Source organism: Enterococcus sp. 9E7_DIV0242 (assembly GCF_002140975.2).
GTDB classification, from domain to species: domain Bacteria; phylum Bacillota; class Bacilli; order Lactobacillales; family Enterococcaceae; genus Enterococcus_L; species Enterococcus_L clewellii.
Map to the genome: position 1 here is coordinate 3,485,443 of NZ_CP147247.1, position 24,731 is coordinate 3,510,173.

Sequence of the window (24,731 nt, forward strand, 5' to 3'; positions counted from 1 at the left end):
AAAACACTATTTTTGTTACTGATGATAGATTGACTTGAACTATAACGAAAGTGTAGGTTTATTTTCGCCTGTTACAATGTCATAAAATTGTTGAATGCGTGGCGTTGCTTGTTGTCCTTTATTAGTCACTAGTTGCATGCTGTTGAATAGTTTTCCTTCTTTAAACGGTAAAGCAACAAAATCTTCTTGCTGACTGCATTTATCTAACAATAATTCAGGAAGTACTGTGATGCCAAGATTTCCACGAACAGATTCAAGCAGTGCCTGTGAGTTGATACTAGTCAAAAAGGGCTGAGCTTGCACCTGATGGAGTAGCAGCCAGCTATCTAAGGTCTGGCGGATTGCACTGCTCTTATCACGAAGTAAAAGTGGTTGCTCAAGAAACTCACTGATTTTAATCGTCCTCCGTTTAGCGAAAGGATGTTTTCTTGAGACAATGATTTTCATCTCATAGGAACCAAAGGGAATAGCATCAAAAGCTCGTGGGTTCACGACGCCTTCAACCAAGGCCAAATCAAGCTCATGATTGGCTAAGGCCAGCAAAATTTTTTCTGCAGTATCGATGGTGATCTCTGCTTGGTCGTTGGCGGCGTGATAGGTAGTCAGGATTTCAGGTAGACGTTGATTGGCGATGGTAATGGTAGATCCGATTTTCAAGGGGAGGTTTTTGATACCATCTGCGAAAGCTTCCAGCGATTCATATTCCTCTAAAAAAGCATGGATACGAGTAAAAAAAAGCTGGCCGACAGCATTCAGTTTGATTGATCGTCCCTTTCGATCGAATAACGGTATATGCAGCTCTTCTTCCAGTTCATGAATCGTCTGACTAACAGCAGGCTGTGATAAGTAGAGCAGCTTAGAAGCCTCGGTCATATTTTCCGTTTGAGCCACTACTTTGAAAATACGTAACTGGCGTAGATTCATAGTCTCCTCCTTATTAAAATTCTTCTTCTTTATTTTAGCATATCTTCTTCTTTTAGGTAAAAATGTAAAATAAATTGGAATCGTTTCATTTTATTTGCTATGATAGTAAAGGAGTAGAGGAGGAATAGTATGAAAGCAACGATGAAAGATGTCGCAACACTGGCAGGAGTAGGTGTAGGCACTGTTTCTCGCGTGATAAATGGAGTAAAGGTAAAGGATTCCACAAGAGAAAAGGTTTTTGCGGCAATCAAAGAATTAAATTATGAACCCGATGAATACGCCAGAGGGTTAAAAACAAATAAAAGCAATAGCATCGCGCTTATCTTACCTAAAATCTGGCATCCATTTTTTTCAGAGTTTGCCTATTTCGTTGAAGAAGCGCTAAGTAAGGCAAACTATAAAATGTTTTTATGCAATGCGGACGGGAGTGCAGAGAAGGAGAAAGAATACATTCAAATGTTAAAGCAGAGTAAGGTGGATGGGATCATCGGAATCACTTATTCTGATATTGACCAGTACATTTCATCTAATCTGCCATTTGTCAGTATTGATCGTCATTTCTCTGAAAAAGTGGCTTATGTGACTTCAGATAATTTTGTTGGAGGTCAGATTGCAGCGCAAGAGCTGTTGAGTCGGGGAGCAAAATGTCTGGCATATGTTGGTGGAAACTCTCCATATCCCAATGAAACTAAAAACAGAAATGAGGGGTTTAAAAGCTTCTGCGCCTCTTTAGGAATCGAAACCAAGACATTAGATATGTTGGAGCCCATCGAACATATTGAGCAGCAGCTGGACACATTTTTTATGGAAAATCCTGCTATTGATGGGATTTTTACAGTGAATGATTTTATGGCACTGGACGTGATGAGGGCATTGAAAAGAGCGGGCAAAACAGCGCCAAAAGATTATCAGATCATCGGCTTTGATGGTATACGAATGGCTCAAGAGCAAGAATTTTTACTGTCGACTCTTGCTCAGCCAATAGCAGAAATGGCCCAACAATCTGTTGAGTTGCTAATTAAAATGATAGTAGAAAAGCATCCGCCGGAACGGATCGTTCTGCCAGTCAAATTTATAGAGGGAAACACGACCCGTAAAAAAATCAACTAAACAGTTGATTTTTTTATTGACAGGAAACGTTTCCAGTGCTATTCTTTAGCTAGGAAATGAAACGTTTCCAATTTTTAAAAACTATTTTGGAAACGTTTCAAAAAAGGAAGGGGCTTTTTGAAAATGAAACGAAAATTGATGTTTATTGCAAGTGTGTGTGCGTTGATGGTAGGTGGGATAGTTGGCTGTGGTACAAAGGAGAAGTCTGGTAGTAGTGATCCGGGAGAAATCAAGGTTTGGGTTCAATTTTCAGATGAGACACCGGAAGGGAAAGCCTGGCAAGAAATCGTAGAGGGCTTCAATAAAGAAAATGATGGAAAGTTTAAAGCAGTCACTGAATACATTCCACGTAGCGGCAGTGGAGGTGGTTACGAGGATAAGGTCAATGCAGCAATTACTACGAATAGCTTGCCAGATGTTATCACGTTAGACGGACCGAATACGGCTGCTTATGCTCATTCAGGCGTTTTAGAGCCATTAGATGATTATCTAGAAGATGCTGAGATGGATGATGTATTAGACAGTATTATTCAACAAGGAACATATGATGGGAAATTTTACGCGTTCGGTTTTTCAGAATCCAGTGTCGGTATTTATTACAATAAAGAACTGTTTCAAGCAGCTGGAATTACCGAGAGTGAATTGCCAACCCTAGACAAGCCATGGACTTGGAGTGAGTTTCAAGCGATTTGTAAAAAGTTGAAAGATAAGTATCAAACCCCGGCAATCGATCTACAGTTGGCTTCAGGCGATGAAATGCTGACATACGCATATCTTCCATTTGTCTGGTCGAATGGCGGCAATTTAGTTGATGAGACAGGCAAGATTGCAGAAGGATATTTTAATGATGAAAAAACAGCCACCGCTTTGAACTTTATCCAAGAGCTGGTGAAAAAGGAGTATACCACGATCAGTCCAATCGAAAAAGGCTTTGAAACGGGAAAATATCCAATGCTTTTAAGTGGTTCGTGGACAATGGCTGATTTAGCTGAAAATTATCAAGACGTAGAGTATGGGATCTTGCCTTATCCTGTTTCTGATACAACCAAAGAGTTAGTTTCTCCGACTGGCAGCTGGCAGTTGGGAATGACTGCAAATACAGAGAAAAAAGAAGGCGCTGCGGCATTTATCACATATGCAACCAATACCGAATCCAGTCGAATCATCAGCTTGGGAAATAGTGTGCTGCCTATCCGCCATTCAACCATTGATTTGATCAAGGATGAGGTTTCTGATGGCATGCGTATCCTAATGGAACAAAATCAACAATCCGGTCATGCGAGACCAGTAGTTGTTGCTTATCCTCAAGTTTCAAGAGCTTTTCAACAAGCTATCCAGGATGTCAGCTACTATGAAGAAAATCCCGATATCCAAAAAATTGTTGATGCACGAGCAGCAGAAATGCAACAAGCCATTGATAGTTCATTGAAATAGCCTAAGAGTAACAGTCAGACAAAAGGCTAAAGTTGAGAAAGAGGGGAAACCATTGTGCAGCAAAAATCAAGCTTAAAAGAAACGCTCGTGGGCTATAGCTTTTTGTCTCCGGCGCTCATTCTATTGATTATTTTTCTTGTTATCCCAGTAGGAATGGTCTTTTATTATGCATTTACAGATTATTACCTATTGACGCCTGATGCGAGACAATTTATCGGGTTAGATAATTTTAAACGGTTACTGGGAGATCCAGTTTTTATTAAAAGCATTTGGAATACTGCAAAATTTGTTCTATGGATCATTCCTGTACAATTGGGAGCGGCTTTGGGGATGGCATTGATCATTAATAAGAAGAGAAAAGGGAATATGTTTTTCAAAGTAGCCTTCTTTGCTCCTGTAGTTATGTCCCTCGTGGTGATTTCCATTTTATGGTTATATCTGTTGAATCCTAATGAGGGATTGATCAATACGCTATTAGCCAAAATAGGTATTGCCTCACAGCCGTTTTTAACCAGTCCTAAGCAAGCCATGTATACGATTGTGTTTGTTTCTGCCTGGCAGGGTGCCGGGTATCAAATGCTGCTTTTTCTTGGTGGAATGCAAAATATTCCTCAAGATGTATATGAAGCAGCTGAGATTGATGGTTTTTCAAAATTTCAGCAATTTCGCTATATCACCTTGCCGTTACTGAAGCCAACCGCAATTTTTGTCTTACTTACGACACTGATTTCAGCATTCAAGCTGATCGTTCAGCCGATGGTCATGACGCAAGGCGGGCCAATGGGGTCAACGATGACGATGGTTTATTATATTTACCAGACCGGATTTACTGATCGTCTGGTGGGGTATTCCAGTTCTATTGCCCTTATTTTTACAACAATGATTGGTCTGATAACGATTGCGCAAAGAAAACTTGTGAAGGAGGATGACTAAAGATGACTCGAAAGATTGGTCCATTAATGATTATTGAGTATCTGTTGCTCTTTCTGCTAGCAGCGCTATTTATCTTTCCTATGCTATGGATGATTGTTTCTTCTATGAAACCGGAAGCAGATGTTTATACGAATCTAAGCTCCTTCAAAGCCTTTTTACCGAGCTTGAATCCGGCAAATTGGTTTAAAACCTATCAAGAGGTTATTGAGCGATTTAGTATCGGAACGTATCTCATCAATAGTGTTTTCTATGGGTTAACCTTTGCCTTTGGTTCGATTGTGGTTAATTCCCTTGCCGGTTTTGCTTTTGCGAAAATCAATTTTAAAGGAAAAAAACTTCTCTTTGGCTTTTTACTGGCTTTGTTGATCATTCCTATGGAGACGGTATTGATCCCTCAGTTTACGATCGTTAATTCGTTGGGATTGGTAAATAGTAGATTAGCAGTAGTGCTGCCGGCAATGGCAAGTGTCTTCAATATTTACTTATTTAGAAATTTTTTTATTGCAATACCGGAAGAAATCATTGAATCAGCAAGGCTGGATGGAGCAAGTATCTGGACGATTTTCTTGCGAGTGATGCTGCCTATGTCAAAGCCGGCAATCGCAACAGTAGGGGTACTTTCCTTTATTAGCAGTTGGAATGATTATATTTGGCCATTGATGGTGCTTACGGATAGAAGTAAATTTTCAATGCAGGTGGCTATCACTACGATCAACACGACGCAGCCTGTGTATATCAATCAAGTGATGGCTGTTTTAACGATATCAACGATTCCATTGATTATTGTCTATATCGTGGCGCAAAAATATATTCTTCAAGGACTGGGTGGTTCTGGAACAGGGATAAAATAGAGAGTGGAGGCAGGCAAAAATGGATGCTGTACAAAAGGCAAATCAATATATACGGGAAAAAAGAACGGAGGTGGTCGATGAGTATCGCAATCACTTTCATTTAATGGCACCAGTTGGATGGATCAATGACCCGAATGGTTTTATCTATTTTCGAGGAGAATATCATTTGTTTTACCAATTTTATCCTTATGATAGTGTCTGGGGGCCGATGCATTGGGGTCACGCAAAGTCCAAAGACTTGCTGCATTGGGAAGAGCTGCCGGTCGCATTGGCACCTGGTGAAAGCTATGATAAGGATGGGTGCTTTTCCGGAAGTGCGATTGAGAAAGACGGCAAGCTATATCTAATGTACACAGGGCACACTGTTGTGGGAGAACAGGTAAGACAAGTCCAATGTTTAGCGGTATCGGAGGATGGGATTGTTTTTAAGAAATATGCGCAAAATCCGATCATCGCAGAAGAACATATCGCTGATGTTGCACAAATAGATGATTTTAGAGACCCTAAAGTCTTTCAAAGGGAAGGACATTTTTATTCGGTAGTAGCTGCGAAAACAGCTGAAAGCAGAGGTCAGATTTTACTTTTTGAGTCGGAGGATCTTCTAGAGTGGCAGTTCTCTTCCGTATTGTTGGAGGGAGATGACGAGCAGGGTGTGATGTGGGAATGTCCGGATTTATTTCATTTGGATGGAAAGGATGTTCTGATTCTTTCACCTATTGAAATGGATAAAAAAGGGCTGTCTTATTGGAATACCAGCTCTACCGTGGCATTCATTGGCGCGGTTGATTGGCAAACGGGACGCTTCATAGTAGAAAATCATCATGAAATCGATCACGGAGTTGATTTCTATGCACCTCAAACCTGTCTAGGAAAAGAGGACAAAAGAATCATGGTTGCTTGGATGCAGATGTGGCATCGAACCATGCCGACACATGATTTAGGGCATAAATGGTCTGGCTCAATGACATTGCCTCGGGAGCTTTTCGTCGAAAAAAATAGACTTCTTCAAAGACCTATTCAAACACTCTATCAATCACTGGATATAACGCTTCAAAAAGAAAATCTCGAGCTTTCCGAGCAACCGATCATACTTGAAAAGGTCATTTCTGATCAGACCTATGCAGCGCTTTCTATTGCGATGAATGACGCACAAGAAGTTGCACTCCTATTTGGTCACGGAGGAAATACACTGGAATTCCATTATTCCGCAGAGGAATCACTGGTCACGGTCAGTCGCAAAAACTCCGGCTGGAAAATTAGTGGAAATGAAGAAGAAACATATGATTTTCGCTGCATGCGTGTTCCTTTGGTAGATGGGAAATTGAAAGTGGAAATAGTTCGTGATACATCCTCTATGGAATGGTTCTTTAATGATTCGACTGCCATGAGTTTTACCTTTTACGAAAAATCTAAAGGACATGATTTGATGCTTTCCGCCTCAGACAGAGCAGTGCTCACATCAATTAAAATTGGCGAGATTCAATAACAAGAGGAGGTAAAAGCTATGGAGATTTATGGAGCGATCGAAGCTGGCGGAACTAAATTTGTCTGTGCCGTTGGGAATGCAGCATTAGAGATTATTGAGAAGGTCAGCTTTCCAACTGAGACGCCGCAAAAAACAATAGCTGCCGTCATTGATTATTTCAATCAATACAAAAAAGAGCTGAAAAGTATAGGCGTAGGTTCCTTTGGTCCTATTGATGTCCAGCCTAATTCTGCTGAGTATGGGTACATTACTACAACACCTAAGCTTGATTGGCAATACGTTGATTTTGTCGGGCTATTGAAACGACATTTTGCGATTCCGATTGCCTGGACGACAGACGTCAATGCGGCTTGCTATGGGGAATATATTAGTGGAAAAGGGCAAGGTCTAGCTAGTGTCGTTTACTATACAATCGGAACAGGTGTAGGCGGTGGCGCGTTACAAAATGGCCGTTTTGTTGAAGGCTTCAGTCATCCGGAAATGGGACATATGCTTGTTCGCAGACATTCAGAGGATTCTTTTGAAGGAAATTGTCCTTTTCATAAAAGCTGTTTGGAAGGGATGGCAGCTGGACCGGCCATTGAGAAACGAGTAGGAAAAAAGGGGCAGGAGCTGTCTTCCGACGATCCTTTTTGGCAGATTGAAGCGGAATACCTTGCTCAGTGTGCCTATACGACGACGCTGCTCTTTTCGCCTGATATCATCATTTTTGGTGGGGGAGTAATGCAACAGAGCTTATTGCCTCAAGTTCATCAAGCCTTTGCAGAATTGATGAATGGTTATGTAAAGACGCCACCACTGGAAAACTATATTGTACAGCCAAAGCTAGGCAATGATGCAGGAACGATCGGTTGCCTTGCGCTGGCAAAAAATCAAAGGAATTTGTTATAAGCGAGTGGTTCATTTCTCAATGAGTAATGAACCTCCTTATAACCTTTTACTTATCATGGTTATCTATTATATATATTTCACTAATGAACCACCCTCCGCTATACTTGATAGAGGAGGGTGGTTATGAAGTCATCTTATTTACGTTTATTTGGGTATAATTTTATGATCAGTGCGTTTACCTTTGGTGGCGGCTATGTCACGATTCCGATGATGGAAAAGTATTTTGTCACACATGGAGATTTATCGAAAGAGGAGCTATTGGAGCTTTCAACGATTGCACAGACTTCCCCAGGAGCGATTGCTGTCAATCTTTCAGTTTTAGTCGGTCGACGCATACATGGGTGGAAAGGAGCGCTATTGAGCGGACTGGCTTCTACGCTTCCAGCGTTGATCATCCTTTATTTTGTTTCTTTAGCCTATACTTCTTTTCAGGAAAATCCGATTGTTCGCAGTGTGCTAAAAGGGATGGAAGCAGCAGTTGCAGCCATCATCGTTGATTTAGTGATCGATATGACGCAGGCACTGCAAAATAAGAAAAAAAAGATTCTGCTGGTCTTGCCGATTTTAGCATTTATCGGGAATGCCTTTCTCAACATTCATCCACTCTGGCTGTTGGGCGGTTCACTGCTCATTGTCCTACTGGAAGAAAAATGGAAAGGGCGTGACTAGATGGGACAGCTCTGGCAGTTGTTTTTGAGTTTTCTACAAATTGGCTTTCTAAGTATTGGCGGAGGTTATGCTACGTTACCGTTGATTCAGACCGAAATAGTTGATGGCCGCCATTGGTTGAGCCTACAGGAATTCACAGATATCGTCACGATTTCTCAGATGACCCCGGGACCTTTAGCGGTAAACAGTGCGACCTTTGTCGGCTTGAGGGTTGCTGGCATATCGGGAGCTGTCGTGGCCACGTTTGCTTGTGTAATTTCAGGATGTTTGATTGCTTTAGGATTGGAGCGATTCTTTCGGAGCAATCAGGAAAATCAATTGATCCAGACTGCTTTTTCCGGACTACAGGCCTGTGCTGTTGGATTGATTGCCGGTGCATCACTGTCGATGCTGACACTGGCCTTTGCGGGTACACTGAACTGGTATGAAGTCCAGACAATCGAATGGCTGCCGTTATTATTTTTTACGGTATACTTGATTCTTTTGAGGAAAATAAAAATCAGTCCGATTTTGCTGCTTATGCTAGCAGGGGCAATGGGATTCCTTCTTTACAGATAGGAGTAGAAAACAGGATCGTTGACAGCACGCCAAGAAAAGGGTGCTGTCAGCGATCTTTTCTTTTATAATGGAAAGAAAGACGAAAATAAAAGGAGCAGAGGGATGAGATTATTTAGACCAGTTGGGAAAAAAGAACTTGAATTGATTGAACAAAGCGGCTTCAAGGCATTTCCGCCGAGGCTTCCGGACCAGCCAATTTTTTATCCGGTTGTGATGGAGAAATACGCAGCAGAAATTGCTGGACGTTGGAATACTAAGGATAGTCATTCCGGGTATGTAGGGTATGTGACAAGATTTGAGGTAGCGGATGATTTCATTTGTAATTATAAGATGGAACAAGCCGGTTCACGTTACCATCTGCAATATTGGATTCCTAGTGAGGATTTGGCGGCGTTCAATGAAAATATTATTGGACCGATCGAAGTGATCCGAACATTTAAAGGAGAAAAATACAGCGAAGAGTAAGAAAAAAGTAGGAGGTTGGATGTATGTTAAAGTTGGTCGATCAAGAAAACAGTCAAGAACTGTATGAGTATTATTGTACAAATTTAGTTGGTACAGCCCCTTATTATCATGAAGCTTCTAAGAAACAATGGCTGGAAAGTTTTTATGAGGATCGGGATTACGAGGGAGATAAAAAATATAGTGAGCTGGTTACCTATTGCAGCCAGTCAGATGCGGGCATAATCAATGGCTTTATTCAGTTTGGCGTGTCGAGCTATGGGTACGATGAAGAGGGAGAAAAGTCTTTTGAAACGCGGACAGGAGTGATCCGTCAGCTTCATTTTTTAGAGGGTCAAACAGTGGTAGGACAAAAGTTATTCAAGACAGCAGTCGATTATTTTCAAGAAAGAACCGTCCCTTTATCCTATGCATTTTTTCATGCGCTTGGACTGACTTGTACAGGGAATCACGGAAAGCTTCATGAGTCTATGCCGGAAATAGCAGCGTTGTTGCTAAATAATGGTTTTGGTATCGAGCATACAAATGTTTATTATAAGAAAAATTTGCAGGTAGCGAAAGAAAAAATCGAATCAACGCTTCACATCAAGCGAGCTGTAAAGACAGAACATCATACTCAAATGTTTACTTTTTATGAAAATGAAGAGGCGGTAGGGCAAGCGAATATTGCTTTTTTACCGGAGACTTCAATTACCTATTTAAGATGGATATTTATGTTGGATGATCAGCAAAACAAGGGCTTCGGGACACAAGCACTGCAACTGATTTTTGCGTATCTCTCACAGCAAGGAATAACAGAGCTGCATACAGATACGGCTGATGCAAATAGTCGTGCCCAGCATGTTTACGAGAAAAATGGCTTTCAGCATTCAGGTCTAACACGAAGCTACATGCGTGTATGAGTAAGAGGGAGGAGTCGAAAAAAATGTTGGATAAACTGAGAAATTTTAAAACAGCTAATGAACTGCGACAGGCGTTTCTTTCATGGGCAGCGATCGATATTTTATTGGAAGAAGAATATGCTTATCGTGTCTATGATTGGATTCCTGTTTGGACGCAAGGACAGGCTTACGGAAAAATAGATAATGGTGCAGGAGATGAGCTGATTGCTCTATTTGGCGAAAATGACTGTATTATCAAGGGCTTCGACCATGAATCTGCTCTATCGCCTCATGCGCAGGAAGAATTTAAAATCTACGATGGGCTTTATGAGCAAGCGCCGAAAGAGCTCCTTGAACGACTTTTTGATCCCGCCATCGAGCATGAGCATGTGACGTTTTGTATTTGGCAGACAACCGGTGATGACTGGCACAAGGAAGAGACCGCGATTCCAGAGGGAGAAGATGACGGAGAAGAATTCTTGATGGGTTATTTTCATTCAACTGTTGAGGCACACAGTGATTGGATTAAGGATTACTATGAGATAGAACTTGATCAAAGTCTAGTGCTTCTGTTTCGACATTTCTTTTATCGAAAGCCGATCACGCAAACACTTTTGATTCAGCACGGCTTTGGCGAACAGAAGGAGAGAATTTTTGAAGAGTTGGAAAAAATCGGTTATCCAGTAGAGGAAGCCTAGATAGATGGATATAGGAGTATAAAGAGCATAATAAGATTAGCGAGTGAGCGTGGGACATAGTCTAAGTCCTGCGCTCTATTTGCATCTAAAACCAAATAAATGGTGGACAGAAGCTTCGTGCTTTGGGCTCACCTTTTTTTATTTTTAATGTTCAGTTAATACTTTTTGTGTATACGAGAAAGGTTCGTTCGGTATGCTGTACCTGTGAATAAGACAAGAACCTGTGTTAGGTTTGTCAAAAAAATTTAAAGGAGCAAAATGATGTATTTGCGTATTATTCGAAATGATATCGTGCAAAGCAAATTGATTACAGCAACAACGACGGTGTTTATTACGGTTGCAGCTATATTGATTACCTTAGCGACAGTATTAAGTGTGAACTTATCCGGATCGATCGACAACTTATTGGAGCAGACAAAAAGTCCTCATTACATGCAAATGCATGGTGGCGAAGTCGATAAAGAACGGATGCAGACATTTGCGCAAGAAAACCAATATGTCGATCAATATCAGATCAGTGAGTTTCTAAATATTGAAGGCGCAAAAATTCAAGTAGGAGACTATACGTTTTCCGACAATGTGCAGGATAACGGGATTGCTGTACAAAATAAGGCATTTGATTTCCTGCTTGATTTGGAAAATCAGCCGATTCAGGTCAATCAAGGAGAAGTGTATGCGCCGATTGCCTATGTGAAGGAAGGGCTGATCAAAACAGGCGATGTGCTAGTGATAGCGGGTAAAAAGCTGGTTGTTAAAGGCGCAGTACGAGATGGACAGATGAATTCTAACTTTGCCTCGTCCAAACGATTTCTGGTGAATGAGGAGGATTACGCTGCGCTTGTTTCAGAAGGAGCGCTTGAGTACATCATCCAGTTTCGCTTGAATGATGTAACAAAGCTAAATGAGTTTGAAGCATCTTATAGGGAAGCAGACCTTGAAATGAATGGTCCGGCAGGGACATTAGGTTTGTTCAAAATTATCAATGCTCTTTCTGACGGGATCATGATTGCAATTTTGCTGTTGGTCAGCTTGTTAGTAGTAGCGATGGCTTTTATGTGTATTCGGTTTACTTTGTTAGCGAAAATCGAAGAAGACTTCAAAGAAATCGGTGTGATGAAAGCAATAGGCCTTCCAGTGAAAGAGATCAAAAAAATCTATTTAGCCAAATATACGCTGGTTGCACTAGTCGGAGGCTTACTGGGCTATCTGATTTCCATACCGTTAAGCCGGCGTTTACTGCAAGACATTAAGCTGATTATGGGTGAAAGCGGTAATGAAGGCTTAGGACAGCTAATTGGTATGGCTGGTGTGATAGTACTACTGTTTTTGATTCTTCTCTATGTCTCTATATTGTTGAACCGTTTCAAAAAACTATCCGCAGTAAAAGCAATTCGTGCGAACGGATCGGATGAGAAGACATCCAACCGCAAACCGATCAGGCTGAGCTTCTTCAAGGGTTTATCGATCAATCCGATTATGGGCTTTGTTGATGTGATTAGCCGGAAGAAAATGTATGTGACGATGTTAGTGGTGTTTATGCTGGCATCATTCATCATGATCGTTCCGGGACTTACATATAATACAATGTCATCGGATTCATTTACAACATATCTTGGCTATGGTCAGATGGATATGATGGTTAGCCTGTATCAAGATGAGGAGGCAGCAATCCATGAGGGACAGGTGGAGAAAGTAGTAGGCAGTGATAAAGAAATCGAAGTATACAACGAGATAACAACGAAACCTTTCAAGGTCAAAGGGGATGACGGGACAGACAGCATTTTGACCGTAGAGCTCGGAAACCATAGCAAGTTCCCGGTTGAATATACAGAAGGCCGTGCACCGGTCAAAGAGAACGAACTGGCTTTATCGGTGCTGAATGCGGAAGAATACAACAAGAAGCTTGGCGATACGATCATGCTCGTTCAAAATGGGAAGGAGAAAGAACTGGTTCTGTGTGGCTTCTATTCCAACATTTTTAATGGAGGAAAAACAGCAAAGGCAACATTTACAGATACTACGACAGAAACAATGTGGAAAAGCTATTTTGTAAAGCTGGCAGAGCCGGAACAAGTGAAAGAGAAGCTCGACGCCTATAAGGAAGAGTTGCCCTTTGCTAAAATCTACGATGTTTCACTTTATAAGGAACAGATTTTTGGTCCAACTATCGATTCACTGAAGATGATGGCGATCGGTTCAGTGGCGGTTGCTTTGTTGATTACAGGATTAGTGACGTCATTGTTTATCAAGCTGTTGATTGTCAAAGACAGAAAAGAAATCGCTGCGTTGAAAGCGATTGGCTATACCAACAAAGATATCTCTTCGCAGTACCTTTCTCGCAGCCTCATTGTTTTGGTCATTGGGCTGATAGGCGGCACTGTCTTAGCAAGTACACTAGGCCCCGTTCTAGCAAAAATCATGATGGCGATGATGGGCATGACCGCGTTTGATTTGAGCGGCAGTCTACTGATTTATCTCGGCTGTCCGGTTCTAATGCTTTTAGTAACGATTGTTACAACAAAGCTTGTCAATAAACAGGCTGGTAAGATCAATATCGCAGAAAATTTGAAGGAGTAAAAACAATGGATAAATTATTAACTGGAAAAGGAATCGTCAAAACCTTTGGCGAAGCAGAAGAAAAAGTGACCGTATTGAATGGGGTCGACATAGCTATCTATAAAGGTGAATTTGTTTCGATCATGGGCGCGTCGGGTTCAGGAAAGTCTACGTTGATGTACGCCTTGAGTGGTATGGATACAATTGACGCTGGTGCTGTTGATTTTAAAGGGCAGCAGTTGAATGAAAAGCAAGAAGAAGAACTGGCACAGTTGCGTAGAACTCAGATGGGTTTTATCTTTCAACAGCCGACCTTATTGAAGAACCTTTCGATTTTGGATAATATCGTGTTACCGTTGATGAAGGACAAGCATGGGAAGTCCAATGAAGGAATGGAAAAGGCACAACGCCTGATGGAAAAAGTCGGAATCGAAGACTTGGCAGATCGGCGCATCACACAGGTATCCGGCGGACAGCTGCAAAGAGCTGGAATTTGTCGAGCGTTGATTGGTCAACCGGATATTTTATTCGGTGATGAGCCGACAGGTGCATTGAATTCAAAGGCTGCTCAAGAGATCATGAATATTTTGATTCGGATCAATCATGAGGGAACAACGGTGCTGTTAGTTACACATGATGTGAAAGTAGCGGCTCAAAGTGAACGTGTGCTCTTCATGGAAGATGGTTCCATTACAGCCGAGCTTTTTTTAGGAAAATATGGGGAGCGAAATCTGGAAGATCGGATGGAGCAGGTCAACGCGAAAATGCTGGAGACTGAGGTATAGAACGCTTTGGAAAGCCAAAAAATGATAGGCGTCAAAGTGAAAGAACAAGCAAGTAAAAATAAAGAATAGACAGAGTATAGGATAGACGAAAGAAAGTATATCCTGTGCTTTTTCTATTTTTTAAACAACAGGCTTTGTTTTCATGTAAAATAGGAATGATAAGAAATATAGTCGAAAAAGAACAGGAGAGTATCCTATGAGCTATCATATACTAGCTGTAGATGATGAAAAGGAAATCATCAAGCTGTTGAAATTATATTTGGAACGAGACGAATTAACACTCCATGAAGCATACAACGGAAAAGAAGCCTTGGTTGTTCTCAAAGAAAGACAGATCGACCTATTGATTGTGGATATCATGATGCCGGAGATCAATGGGTTTGAGTTGATCAAACAAGTAAGAAAAGACAGCAATATACCGATCATGGTCATCTCTGCTTGCATAGAGTCTTCGGATCGTATTTTCGGACTTGAGCTGGGAGCCGATGATTATATCGTTAAACCATTTGACCCACTTGAGGTTGTGGCGCGTGTGAAGGCCTTACTTCGGCGTTTTAATACATTAGGCTCAAATCAGGAGGCGGTCACTTCTTTGCTCTCTGTTGGTGAGGTGACGCTGGATCTTCATTCTTGCAGTGTGAGAAATGGAGCCGGGAAAATAGTTGAGCTATCGGCTGTAGAATTTCGAGTATTGAAGCTGTTGATGGAAAATCCCGGCAGAGTTTTCACACGTGAACAGATTTACGAGCATGGGTGGAAGGAAGAAATCGTCAGTGATAATAGCATTCGAGTGATGATGAGCAAGCTTCGGGAGAAAATTGGTCAGGATAAAATCAAGACGATTCGAGGCTTAGGCTATCGATTGGAGAAAGAGGCATGAAGGAGCTTAGGAATGCCATATTAAAACGATTTGTACTTTTCTTTCTGTTACTATCAGTCATCGTTTCCTTACTGGACAGCTTTGCTTTTGAATATGGACAGTATTTTCTAGCTGGAGAACATAGAATATATGCTGTGGTTATTGGAGCAATTTCTCAGATAGTGGCAGTTGCGCTCTTTTCTTATTTATTTTACCGCTCGATCGATAAGAAAATCACGGAAAAAAGCCAGCAAATTGCCAAAGAGCAGAATGTTTTGTTTGCAAATATCGCACACGATTTAAAGACACCTTTGACCAGTATTAACGGCTTTTCAAAGGCGCTTTATGAAAATGTAGCGACTACCTCTGAGGAAAAAGAGGAGCTGGCGCTGATCATCCATCAAAAATCACAGGCAGCCAATGAATTGTTGGATTTAATGTTTCAGTATACCAAGCTGCATTCAGAGGATTTTAAGCTGAAGCAGGAATCACTTGATCTTAACTATTTGTTGAAGGAGACTGTTGCGGAGATATATGACACGATCGAGGACTATTCTATCGAGCTAGAGCTTCAGATTCCAGAAGATACAGTCATTCGTTTGATTGATAAAACAGAGATGAAACGCGTATTTATCAATTTGATTGTCAATGCATGCCGCCACAATCCTGCTGGGACGACCTTGATGATCGCAGTGAAAGAGCATGAGGGACAAATGCTGATTATCTTTGCGGACAATGGTACACCGATTCCAGAGGTTCAACAAGAGCAGCTGTTCAAGCCATTTGTCAGTGAGAATCAAACAGAACGGAATTTTCATGGCAGCGGACTGGGACTGGCGATTTCCAAATCAATTGTTGAGAAGCATGGCTTTAGCATTGGGGTAAAGCATGAAATCGTTGGGTATACCAAGGAGTTTGTCATTACAGTATAAGTGATCTTTGGATGATAATGATGTGGAATGTTCCGTACTATGACGAAAAAGGAGGGGAAATAAATGGAACGTCCAAAAATTAGTAAAAATTTAGATGAGCAGGTGTTTCGAAGCTTTTATTATTTGAAGGAAGAGTTGGTTGCTTTTTGCCGCCAAGAAGGAATACAAACCACTGGTAGCAAGGAAGAAGTGACGAATAGAGTCGCTCATTATTTAAAGACGGGCGAGAAGCTTCGAACACAAGCAAAGCCACGAGCTTCAAATAAGGCAGAACGAAGCATAACGCCTGAGAGCACCATTGAAAGTGATTTTATTTGTTCTGAGAGTCATAGAGCCTTCTATAAAGAACAGGTAGGTGAACGCTTCACGTTCAAGGTTGCTTTTCAAAAATGGCTCAAAGAAAATGCAGGTAAAACCTATCAGGAATCCATTGAAGTATATGAGCAATTGGTAAATGAGGCTAAGACCCGGACTACAACCATAGATAGACAATTCGAATACAATACCTATATTCGTGCTTTTTTTGCCGATAACGCAGGTAAAACGTTACGTGAAGCGATTCTATGTTGGAAACACAAAAAGGCATTGCCGGGGCATAACAAGTATGAAAAAGAAGATTTAGCTGCTTTGAGTAAGTAAAAAGGATAGAATAATGGAATCACTAACGGAAGGTCGAGCCTATTGGTCGGCCTTTTTATATACTAAATCTGTATTTGTGAACGGTTTTGATTTACCTTGATGAAACGATGGAGCGTGTTCAAAAAAACTCTTTATCACTAAGTAATATAAATGGATGGCACTTCTCTAATTTCTTTTTTATACTGTGTTTGTATAGAAAACGTATTCAAAAGAATAGGAGAAATAATATGTCAGAAAACCAAAGATTTCCCCAAAATTTTCTATGGGGCGGTGCGGTAGCGGCCAATCAATGTGAAGGCGCTTGGTTGGAGGATGGAAAACTGCCAAATGTAACGGATACATTAGTAGGGATCATGAATGAACACCCAAGTATCCAATGGAACGAGGAAAAGCAGATTTGGGAATTGGCATTGGAGGATTCATTGCCGTATCTTTCCCATGAAGCAGTCGATTTTTACCATCGTTTTGAAGAGGATATCAAGTTAATGAGCGAAATGGGTTTCAAAGCCTTTCGAACAAGTATTTCATGGGGACGCATTTTTCCAAGAGGGGATGAAGAGACACCGAATGAAGCTGGACTTGTTTTTTATGATCAACTGATCGATACTCTGTTGAAATACGGCATGGAACCGGTCATTACTCTCAGTCATTATGAGACACCTTTGGCTTTGGTAGCGGAGTATGGCGGTTGGTCAGATCGTCGGTTGATTGAATTCTTTGATCGCTATGCAGTCACTGTCTTTCAACGGTACCAAGGGAAAGTAAAATACTGGATGACCTTTAATGAAATCAATAATGCTTTCAGAATGCCTTATGCAGCAGCTGGAGTTGTTTCTTTTCCACCTGAGGACCCGAGTGAGCCTGTAAAGTACCTGTCCCATCAAACGATTTATCAAGCCTGTCATCATATGTTTGTCGCAAATGCGTTAGCAACTAAACGATTAAGAGCAATCGATCCACAAGCACAAATGGGGATCATGTGTAGCTTTTCTGCATTGGCAACCTACCCGTATGACTGTGATCCGGAAAATGTATTTGGGGCCATGCAGTTTAGAAGAAACTCATGGTTTTTCTCAGATGTGATGTGTCGTGGACACTATCCGGGGTACATCAAACGCATCTGGCAGGAAGAAAATAGTGCACCGGAAATTCGTGAAGGGGATTTAGAGCTGCTGCAAAATTACACAAGTGATTATATTGCATTTAGCTACTACCGCAGTGCCGTCTATACAAAAGAAGCGGAAATGCGTGTCGATACAGGCGGTGCCAAAGGGTATGACAATCCATTCTTGAAAGAAAAATCGCCGGAGCCATGGAGCTGGCCCATCGATCCATTGGGACTGCGCTATGTGATGAACGAGCTGACAGATCGCTATGAGCTGCCGTTGTTCATCGTGGAAAATGGACTCGGTCTGGATGAAACACCGGATGAAATGAATCGAATCCATGATCCGGCGCGCTGCCGTTACCTGAAAATGCATTTGGAAGAAATTGCTGAGGCAATCAAGGATGGTTGTGAGGTACTTGGCTATTTATGGTGGGGCCCAATAGATATTGTTTCTGCTGGAACAGGGGAAATGAAGAAACGTTATGGGTTTATCTATGTCGATCGGCATAACGATGGCTCGGGTGATCTTCATCGCTTGAGAAAAGATAGCTTTGACTACTATAAACAAATCATTGAAACGAATGGTGAAAATCTGGAAATCATGATTTAATAATTAGAGAACCTCCCGTTTGAAATAAGAACTTTCTCACGGAGAGGTTTTTCCCTATGCCATGTGCTATGATTCCAGATAGTATATAGGAGTATGTGGGTGTGTTTCTTGGAAGCCATAGGTCGTTGCTGTTATTGTAGCTTTTTTTGAGGGGGATAGTCATGGAACTTAGTAGAAGGCAATTACAGATATTGGTCTTTCTGACGAATGAGCGCGGTTGGCTGACCAGTGAGAAAATCGCCGATCATTTGGGCACGAATAAGAAAACGATTCAGGGAGAAATCAAAAATATCATTGATGGATTTGACGGAAAAATCTTGTTGCAGAGAAACAAACGCAATGGGTATTTTTTAGAGTACATCGTACCGGAGCTGCAGCAGCAAATTGCAGATGAAGTATCCAGACATAAAATTTATTCCAGTATGAATTTCCGGGCGTCTGCAATTGTTACATTTTTAACGTTTCAAGATACATATATCAGTATGCAGAAGCTAGCGGATATTTTCTTCCTATCAAAAACAGCTGTGTCGATAGAAATCAAAACGATTCAACGGTGGACGGAACGCAACCCGAGTGTAGAGTTGGAAGTATCTGCAAATAAGGGACTGAAAATTCATGCGACAGAGAATATGCGTCGGATATTTATTTCGTTGATCGGTACAGAAGCGGTGATCGATCAGGCCAATCTGGCAGTTGAAGAAACGGAACGTTTTCATTTTCTGCTGCCGATTATTCAGCAAGTGCTGGGGGATATATTGATCGAATATGATTACATTATCTCAGGAGAAGACTATCTTCGTTATGCGCGTTTTATCACTCTGACGATCATTCGTGAGGAATCAGATCACCATTTGGAAAAAATCGAGCAGCAGGTGACGATCGTCCCTATTGTCGATCGACTTCTGGAACAGCTGTTAGTCCAAACGGGGCATATGTTTTCGATGAGTGAAAAAAATGCATTAGCGAATCGATTGTTGGAATTGAATTACCTTTATGTTGAAACCTCGGATAATTTGGAAATCGAAAAGAAATTACGAGCATTTGAAGAGCAGTTGCTGAATTTTCTGGATATTTCAACAAGTCACTTATTTACCAAATCAGAATTTTTAATTACCCATATCAAGCAAATGACCATGAGAATTGCTGCCGGGCATAATGTGATGAATCATTTCGCACAGAAGACATTGAAAAAATATCCTTTGGAGACCTATCTTGTTCGTCGTTTCTTTCCGCGGTATTTCAATTTGCGTCCGAACTTGGCCGAACTGTCTTACTTGGTTCTTTATGTTGCAGAAGCTTTAGAACCTTATCGAAGACAGGAGAAGCTGCTTCTGATAAGTAATCAACCGTTCAGTATGCTGAATGCGTTAAAGCGAAATCTTGAAAATGTTTTAGGCAATCGTATTACAACCATTCAAATCGAGCCAACGTATCTTTTTGAGCGTAGGACAGATCAGGTAGAGGAGTACGCTGTTTTACTTTCTACAGAACAGGAAATCTTATTTAAGGATTCTCGATTTTCTTATGTACCGAATCTACTTGATGATACTGAAGTAAAGGAAATCGGTATGAGTGTGATGAAAATGCTGGATTTGTTGGAAGAACAACGAAAGCAGCAGATTTTAGAAGAATGCTTTCCCACTGAAAATCGAATCAATGTCGAAAAAAACTTGGCTGAGGTGCAGACCTTACTTCCTGTCAGTCCGGAGCTAGTCATGTATCCGATCAGCTCGGAGACACTGTTCGCTTGTATGATTCGAGAGGATGCACAAACCAAGATTTTGGAGTATAGCTTGAAAGAGCCGATCACTTATCAGCAAAGAAAGATCAAACAAGTCATCTATGTTGAATATGATCAAATGAGAAAAGATATCCTGCCATTCTTCCATGCTGTTTCAGAGTTATTAGTATAAGAAAAAGAGAGAAAACAGAGTCAAAAAACGATGCCAGCAATAGCTGAGAATCGTTTTTGATTCTGTTTTCTGCTTTTTGAACAGTTTCTCAGTACAAATAAATTCCTTAGTAGTGGGCAAATTCATTGAATAGCGAACACTGATTTTTCCACTTATACTAATAATGAAGAAAACGGATTCATGAGAATGGACTGCAGCTGTTCAAAATGAACCAGATGGAGGAAAACAATATGGATTACAATGAATTAGCAAAAGCGGTCATTGCCGGTGTTGGCGGCGAGCAGAATGTGGATAATGTCTACCATTGTGCGACTCGTTTACGCTTTACTCTTAAAGACAATGCGTTGGCGGATAAAGCAAAAGTGGAAGCGTTGGACGGTGTCATTACGGTTGTCGAAGCGGGTGGGATGTTTCAAGTAGTTATTGGAAATACTGTCAATGAAGTTTATGAAGCACTTGTGAATCAGACCAATCTTGGTGTGGTTTCTGAAGTTTCCGAGTCAAAAGAAAAGCAAGGCATACTTAATGCGTTTATTGATATGATTGCCGGTGTATTTGCACCGACATTGGGCGTTTTAGCTGGAAGTGGATTGATCAAAGGTGTTTTGGCTCTATTCAGCAGCATTGGTGTTTTACCAGCTGATTCAGGCACCTATATCATCTTAAATGCAGCGGCAGATGCGTTCTTCTACTTTATGCCGATCTTTTTAGCGTATACGGCTGCGAAGAAATTCAAGACAGATGTATTTATTGCTATGGTATTGGGTGCTGCACTAATTTATCCAACAATCGTTTCTGCGTATACAGACGGTACAGCCCTTGATTTTCTTGGCTTACCGGTCGTTTTAGCTAAATACACTAGTACAGTGATTCCCGCAATTTTAGCTGTTTGGGTGTTGTCTCATATCGAACGATTTGTACGCAAACGTCTACATGAAAGTGTGCGTAATCTTCTAACACCATTCATTTGTCTGATTGTGATGGTTCCATTGACATTGCTAGTCGTAGGACCGATTGCTGATTTTGCCAGTCAGATGATCGCAAATGGTTACTTAGCTGTTTATAACTTCAGTCCAATTATTTCCGGAGCTGTGATTGGTGGCTTCTGGCAAGTTTTGGTTATGTTCGGTCTGCATTGGGGACTTGTGCCAGTTATGACGAACAATTTGAGTTTTTATGGACGTGATACATTGGGTCCAGCGTGTATGATGGCAGTATCGGCGCAAGCAGGAGCAGTTCTGGGTGTATTTTTGAAAACGAAAAATCAAAAAATCAAAAGCCTGTCTCTTTCAGCATTTATCAGTGCATTATTTGGAATTACTGAACCTGCAGTATACGGAATCACGTTGAAATATAAAAAGCCATTTTATATCGCTTGTGCCTGTGGAGCTGTATTTGGCGGTGTAGCCGGAGCAGCAGGATCAGCTGCATTAGCAGTAGCAACACGTAGCATATTGTCTTTCCCGATTTATATCGGTGAAGGGTTTGTCTGGGTCGTTGCAGGCTACTTCTTGTCTATGATCAGTGCGTGTATTTTGACCTTCTTGTTCGGCTATAAAGATGAAGCTGAGGTACTTGAAGCTCCTACAGAACGAACAACCTTGACGCTTGAAAAACCAGTTGTCGGTCAAACAATCGATCTCTCTGCAGTCAATGATGCAACCTTTTCTAGTGGTGCTTTGGGCGATGGCTTTGCAGTCATCCCGTCAGAAGGTAAGGTGTATAGTCCGGTCAATGGTCGAATAAGTTCGGTCTTTCCAACGAAGCATGCAATTGGAGTGATCAGTGATAATGGAGCAGAAATCTTGATTCACATCGGGATTGATACAGTCAATTTAAATGGGCAATACTTTGATATTCTGATACAAGATGGTGCAGTTGTTCGAGCAGGTGAACAGCTAGCTTCCTTTGATCTTGAAAAAATCAAAGAGAGTGGGTATGATCCAACCACTATGGTGATCATCACCAACAGCAGTCGTTTTAGTAATATTAGTCTCGACGAAGAAGATTATACGATGCAGGCACAGCCGATTGGTTAGGAGGATGGCAAAATGAACAGGTTTCCGGAAGGATTTTTATGGGGCGGTGCAACAGCCGCCAACCAAATAGAAGGCGGCTACGATCAAGGCGGGAAAGGTTTATCGGTTTCTGACGTGTATACCTTTGACAGTTCTCTTCCAAAGGAACAGTGGACAGATCAATGGCATATGATGACACACGCGCAAGTAAAAGAAGCGATGAATCCCCAAAGTACGAAGTATTACCCTAAACGTCATGGAAATGATTTCTATCATCATTTTCGCGAGGATATTCGATTGTTTGCAGAAATGGGCTTCAAATGCTACCGGATGTCCATTGCTTGGACGCGGATTTTTCCTAATGGGGATGAAACACAGCCTAACGAAGCAGGCTTGAAATTTTATGATGAGGTATTTGATGAATGTCTGAAATACGGTATAGAGCCAATGGTCTCTTTGTCTCATTATGAAATGCCTTTATACTTGGCAACGGAGTATGGCGGGTGGCCCAACCGAAAGCTGATCGATTTTTATTTGAATTTTGCCACGACCGTCTTTGAACGATATAAAGAAAAAGTAACCTATTGGCTCACTTTTAATGAAATCAATTGTGTCAAGCATCATCCCTATGTCAGTATTGGTGTTGTGGAAGAAAACCATCTGAATATCGAGCAGGCAAAATATCAGGGCGCACATCATCAATTTGTTGCAAGTGCTTTGGCTACCAAGGCATGCCATGAAATCAATCCAGAAGCAAAAGTAGGCTGTATGATCAGCTACCAACTACTGATTCCTTATTCCTGTGATCCGGACGATGTCCAAAAAACAGTGGAAAGTCAACGTACGTCTTTATTTTTCAGTGATGTGCAGGCAAGAGGCTACTATCCGGCTTATACGAAACGGATGCTTGAAGAAAAAGGTGTCACGCTGCAGGTAGAACGTGGTGATGAAGAAATTATGCGAGAATATCCGGTGGACTTTGTTTCGTTTAGCTATTACATGTCAAGTGCTGTCAGTGCGCATCCGGAAAAATTAGAGGGTGCAGTAGGAAATTTGATTACTGGTGGCATCAAAAATCCGTACTTGCCAAGTAGTGACTGGGGCTGGCAAATCGATCCCAAGGGATTACGGATTGCGCTAAATCAGTTGTATGACCGTTACCAAAAACCACTGTTTATTGCAGAAAATGGGTTAGGGGCAGTAGATGTGGTCAAGGAAGATGGAACGATCGATGATGCGTATCGGATCGAATACCTAAAGCTGCATATCGAACAGATGAAGGAAGCGATCCATGATGGTGTTGAGCTATTTGGTTATACTCCATGGGGGTGTATCGATATTGTCAGTGCCTCTACCTCTCAAATGTCCAAGCGCTATGGCTTTATCTATGTTGATCAGGATGATGAAGGGCATGGAACGAAAGAACGGCACAAGAAAAAATCCTTTGACTGGTATAAACAAGTCATTGCTTCGAATGGAGAAACATTATAATTCGTTTTCAAAATAGACGTACATCTTAGCTGATTTATTCAGTTAAAGATGTACGTTTTTATGATTTTATCCTTTTTAATGGATTCGATTTATAAGCGTTTTATTGGCTTATCCGCTTCCTTCGGGCGTACACTGTATGTTACAGATGTGTAAAGGAAAGGAAGGATTTTTATGACAAGCTTTGAACCAAGAAACAGCGCAGAAGATGAATTGTTGTCTCCTGAGAACAGTGTATTGGTCGTAATCGATTATCAACCAACACAAATCAATTCCATCAATTCCATGGATCGTCATGAGTTGATCACCAATATCACTTCCGTTGTAAAGCTGGCGAAGGGATTCAAGGTGCCGATCATTCTTTCAACAGTTAATGTAGCAACAGGAAAAAATAAGGATACGATTCCCCAAATAAAAGAGTTGCTTGCTGATCAAGTGAGCTATGACCGAACCTCTATCAATGCATGGGAAGACAAGGAATTTAACGAAGCGGTCAAAGCGATCGGCAGAAAGAATATTCTAATCACTGCGCTGTGGACAGAAGCTTGCCTGACTTTTCCGACATTGGATGCATTGAAGGAAGGCTATCAGGTATATCCGGTGGTGGATGCAGTCGGCGGAACCAGTAAAATTGCTCATGAAACAGCACTGAGACGTGTCGAACAAGCGGGGGCCAGACTGACTAGCTTTGCTCAGGTCGCTTGTGAATTTCAACGAGATTGGAATCGGACAGAGACCGTTCCTCAGTTTGTTCAAGGAATGGTTGAACGTGGCGTTTTTCTAAAGCTTGAATAAGAGATGTTAAATAAGAGAACACCTTTGGAACACTCGAAGGTGTTGCAAACTGAAAAGCAGAGCGTTCGATCTCAGTGGTTGAACCTCTGTTTTTATATATGTTGATGTTCTTCTAGTTGCACAGGTGTTAC

Annotated in this window: 22 protein-coding genes; 21 read left to right on the forward strand and 1 reads right to left on the reverse strand. The window is 41.3% G+C overall.

The window, feature by feature from the left end:
* Positions 1–39: 39 nt before the first annotated feature.
* A complete protein-coding gene (locus A5888_RS16455) occupies positions 40–924 on the reverse strand; it encodes a LysR family transcriptional regulator (protein WP_086350590.1) in 885 nt (294 codons plus the stop codon).
* Between the two features lie 129 nt (positions 925–1,053).
* Between A5888_RS16455 and A5888_RS16460 the strand changes: the two genes are divergently transcribed.
* The 21 genes from A5888_RS16460 to A5888_RS16560 all read left to right on the forward strand — a co-directional run bounded on the left by A5888_RS16460 (position 1,054) and on the right by A5888_RS16560 (position 24,600).
* Positions 1,054–2,034 (forward strand): LacI family DNA-binding transcriptional regulator, encoded by a 981-nt coding sequence (locus A5888_RS16460; RefSeq protein ID WP_086350594.1) that lies wholly within the window; start codon positions 1,054–1,056, stop codon positions 2,032–2,034.
* 123 nt (positions 2,035–2,157) lie between these two features.
* Entirely contained in the window at positions 2,158–3,468 is a 1,311-nt protein-coding gene (locus A5888_RS16465; protein WP_086350784.1) for an ABC transporter substrate-binding protein, read from the forward strand.
* A 51-nt stretch (positions 3,469–3,519) separates the two neighbouring features.
* Positions 3,520–4,401 (forward strand): carbohydrate ABC transporter permease, encoded by an 882-nt coding sequence (locus A5888_RS16470; RefSeq protein ID WP_422389754.1) that lies wholly within the window; start codon positions 3,520–3,522, stop codon positions 4,399–4,401.
* Positions 4,402–4,403: 2 nt separating this feature from the next.
* On the forward strand, positions 4,404–5,252 hold the full coding sequence (locus A5888_RS16475) for a carbohydrate ABC transporter permease (RefSeq protein ID WP_339101726.1): 849 nt from the start codon (positions 4,404–4,406) through the stop codon (positions 5,250–5,252).
* Positions 5,253–5,271: 19 nt separating this feature from the next.
* Entirely contained in the window at positions 5,272–6,738 is a 1,467-nt protein-coding gene (locus tag A5888_RS16480; RefSeq protein WP_086350598.1) for a glycoside hydrolase family 32 protein, read from the forward strand.
* Between the two features lie 18 nt (positions 6,739–6,756).
* Positions 6,757–7,629 carry an ROK family protein gene (locus A5888_RS16485; RefSeq protein ID WP_086350599.1) on the forward strand — a complete coding sequence of 291 codons (873 nt, stop codon included), beginning with the start codon at positions 6,757–6,759 and terminating at the stop codon, positions 7,627–7,629.
* A gap of 123 nt (positions 7,630–7,752) precedes the next feature.
* A complete protein-coding gene (locus A5888_RS16490; RefSeq protein ID WP_086350600.1) occupies positions 7,753–8,298 on the forward strand; it encodes a chromate transporter in 546 nt (181 codons plus the stop codon).
* On the forward strand, positions 8,299–8,856 hold the full coding sequence (locus A5888_RS16495; RefSeq protein WP_086350601.1) for a chromate transporter: 558 nt from the start codon (positions 8,299–8,301) through the stop codon (positions 8,854–8,856).
* Between the two features lie 102 nt (positions 8,857–8,958).
* Positions 8,959–9,321: a hypothetical protein gene (locus A5888_RS16500; RefSeq protein ID WP_086350785.1), complete on the forward strand. Its 363-nt coding sequence runs from the start codon at positions 8,959–8,961 to the stop codon at positions 9,319–9,321.
* A gap of 23 nt (positions 9,322–9,344) precedes the next feature.
* On the forward strand, positions 9,345–10,220 hold the full coding sequence (locus A5888_RS16505) for a GNAT family N-acetyltransferase (protein ID WP_086350602.1): 876 nt from the start codon (positions 9,345–9,347) through the stop codon (positions 10,218–10,220).
* 23 nt (positions 10,221–10,243) lie between these two features.
* Entirely contained in the window at positions 10,244–10,897 is a 654-nt protein-coding gene (locus A5888_RS16510; RefSeq protein WP_086350603.1) for a hypothetical protein, read from the forward strand.
* A 261-nt stretch (positions 10,898–11,158) separates the two neighbouring features.
* A complete protein-coding gene (locus A5888_RS16515) occupies positions 11,159–13,474 on the forward strand; it encodes an ABC transporter permease (RefSeq protein WP_086350604.1) in 2,316 nt (771 codons plus the stop codon).
* A gap of 5 nt (positions 13,475–13,479) precedes the next feature.
* On the forward strand, positions 13,480–14,238 hold the full coding sequence (locus A5888_RS16520) for an ABC transporter ATP-binding protein (protein ID WP_086350605.1): 759 nt from the start codon (positions 13,480–13,482) through the stop codon (positions 14,236–14,238).
* Positions 14,239–14,434: 196 nt separating this feature from the next.
* The gene (locus A5888_RS16525; RefSeq protein ID WP_086350606.1) at positions 14,435–15,118 is read left to right on the forward strand and encodes a response regulator transcription factor; all 684 of its coding nucleotides are present in this window, start codon (positions 14,435–14,437) and stop codon (positions 15,116–15,118) included.
* Positions 15,115–16,029, forward strand: a complete 915-nt coding sequence (locus A5888_RS16530) for a sensor histidine kinase (RefSeq protein WP_086350607.1) — start codon at positions 15,115–15,117, stop codon at positions 16,027–16,029. Before A5888_RS16525 ends, A5888_RS16530 begins: the two co-directional genes overlap by 4 nt.
* A 63-nt stretch (positions 16,030–16,092) precedes the next feature.
* Positions 16,093–16,668, forward strand: coding sequence for a DUF6434 domain-containing protein (locus A5888_RS16535; RefSeq protein WP_086350608.1), 576 nt, complete (start codon positions 16,093–16,095; stop codon positions 16,666–16,668).
* Positions 16,669–16,895: 227 nt separating this feature from the next.
* Positions 16,896–18,386, forward strand: a complete 1,491-nt coding sequence (locus tag A5888_RS16540; protein WP_086350609.1) for a glycoside hydrolase family 1 protein — start codon at positions 16,896–16,898, stop codon at positions 18,384–18,386.
* A gap of 161 nt (positions 18,387–18,547) precedes the next feature.
* The gene (locus tag A5888_RS16545) at positions 18,548–20,299 is read left to right on the forward strand and encodes a helix-turn-helix domain-containing protein (RefSeq protein WP_086350610.1); all 1,752 of its coding nucleotides are present in this window, start codon (positions 18,548–18,550) and stop codon (positions 20,297–20,299) included.
* A 230-nt stretch (positions 20,300–20,529) separates the two neighbouring features.
* The gene (locus A5888_RS16550) at positions 20,530–22,338 is read left to right on the forward strand and encodes a beta-glucoside-specific PTS transporter subunit IIABC (RefSeq protein WP_086350611.1); all 1,809 of its coding nucleotides are present in this window, start codon (positions 20,530–20,532) and stop codon (positions 22,336–22,338) included.
* A gap of 12 nt (positions 22,339–22,350) precedes the next feature.
* Positions 22,351–23,808 carry a glycoside hydrolase family 1 protein gene (locus A5888_RS16555; RefSeq protein ID WP_086350612.1) on the forward strand — a complete coding sequence of 486 codons (1,458 nt, stop codon included), beginning with the start codon at positions 22,351–22,353 and terminating at the stop codon, positions 23,806–23,808.
* Between the two features lie 171 nt (positions 23,809–23,979).
* A complete protein-coding gene (locus A5888_RS16560) occupies positions 23,980–24,600 on the forward strand; it encodes a hydrolase (protein WP_086350613.1) in 621 nt (206 codons plus the stop codon).
* Positions 24,601–24,731: the final 131 nt, after the last annotated feature.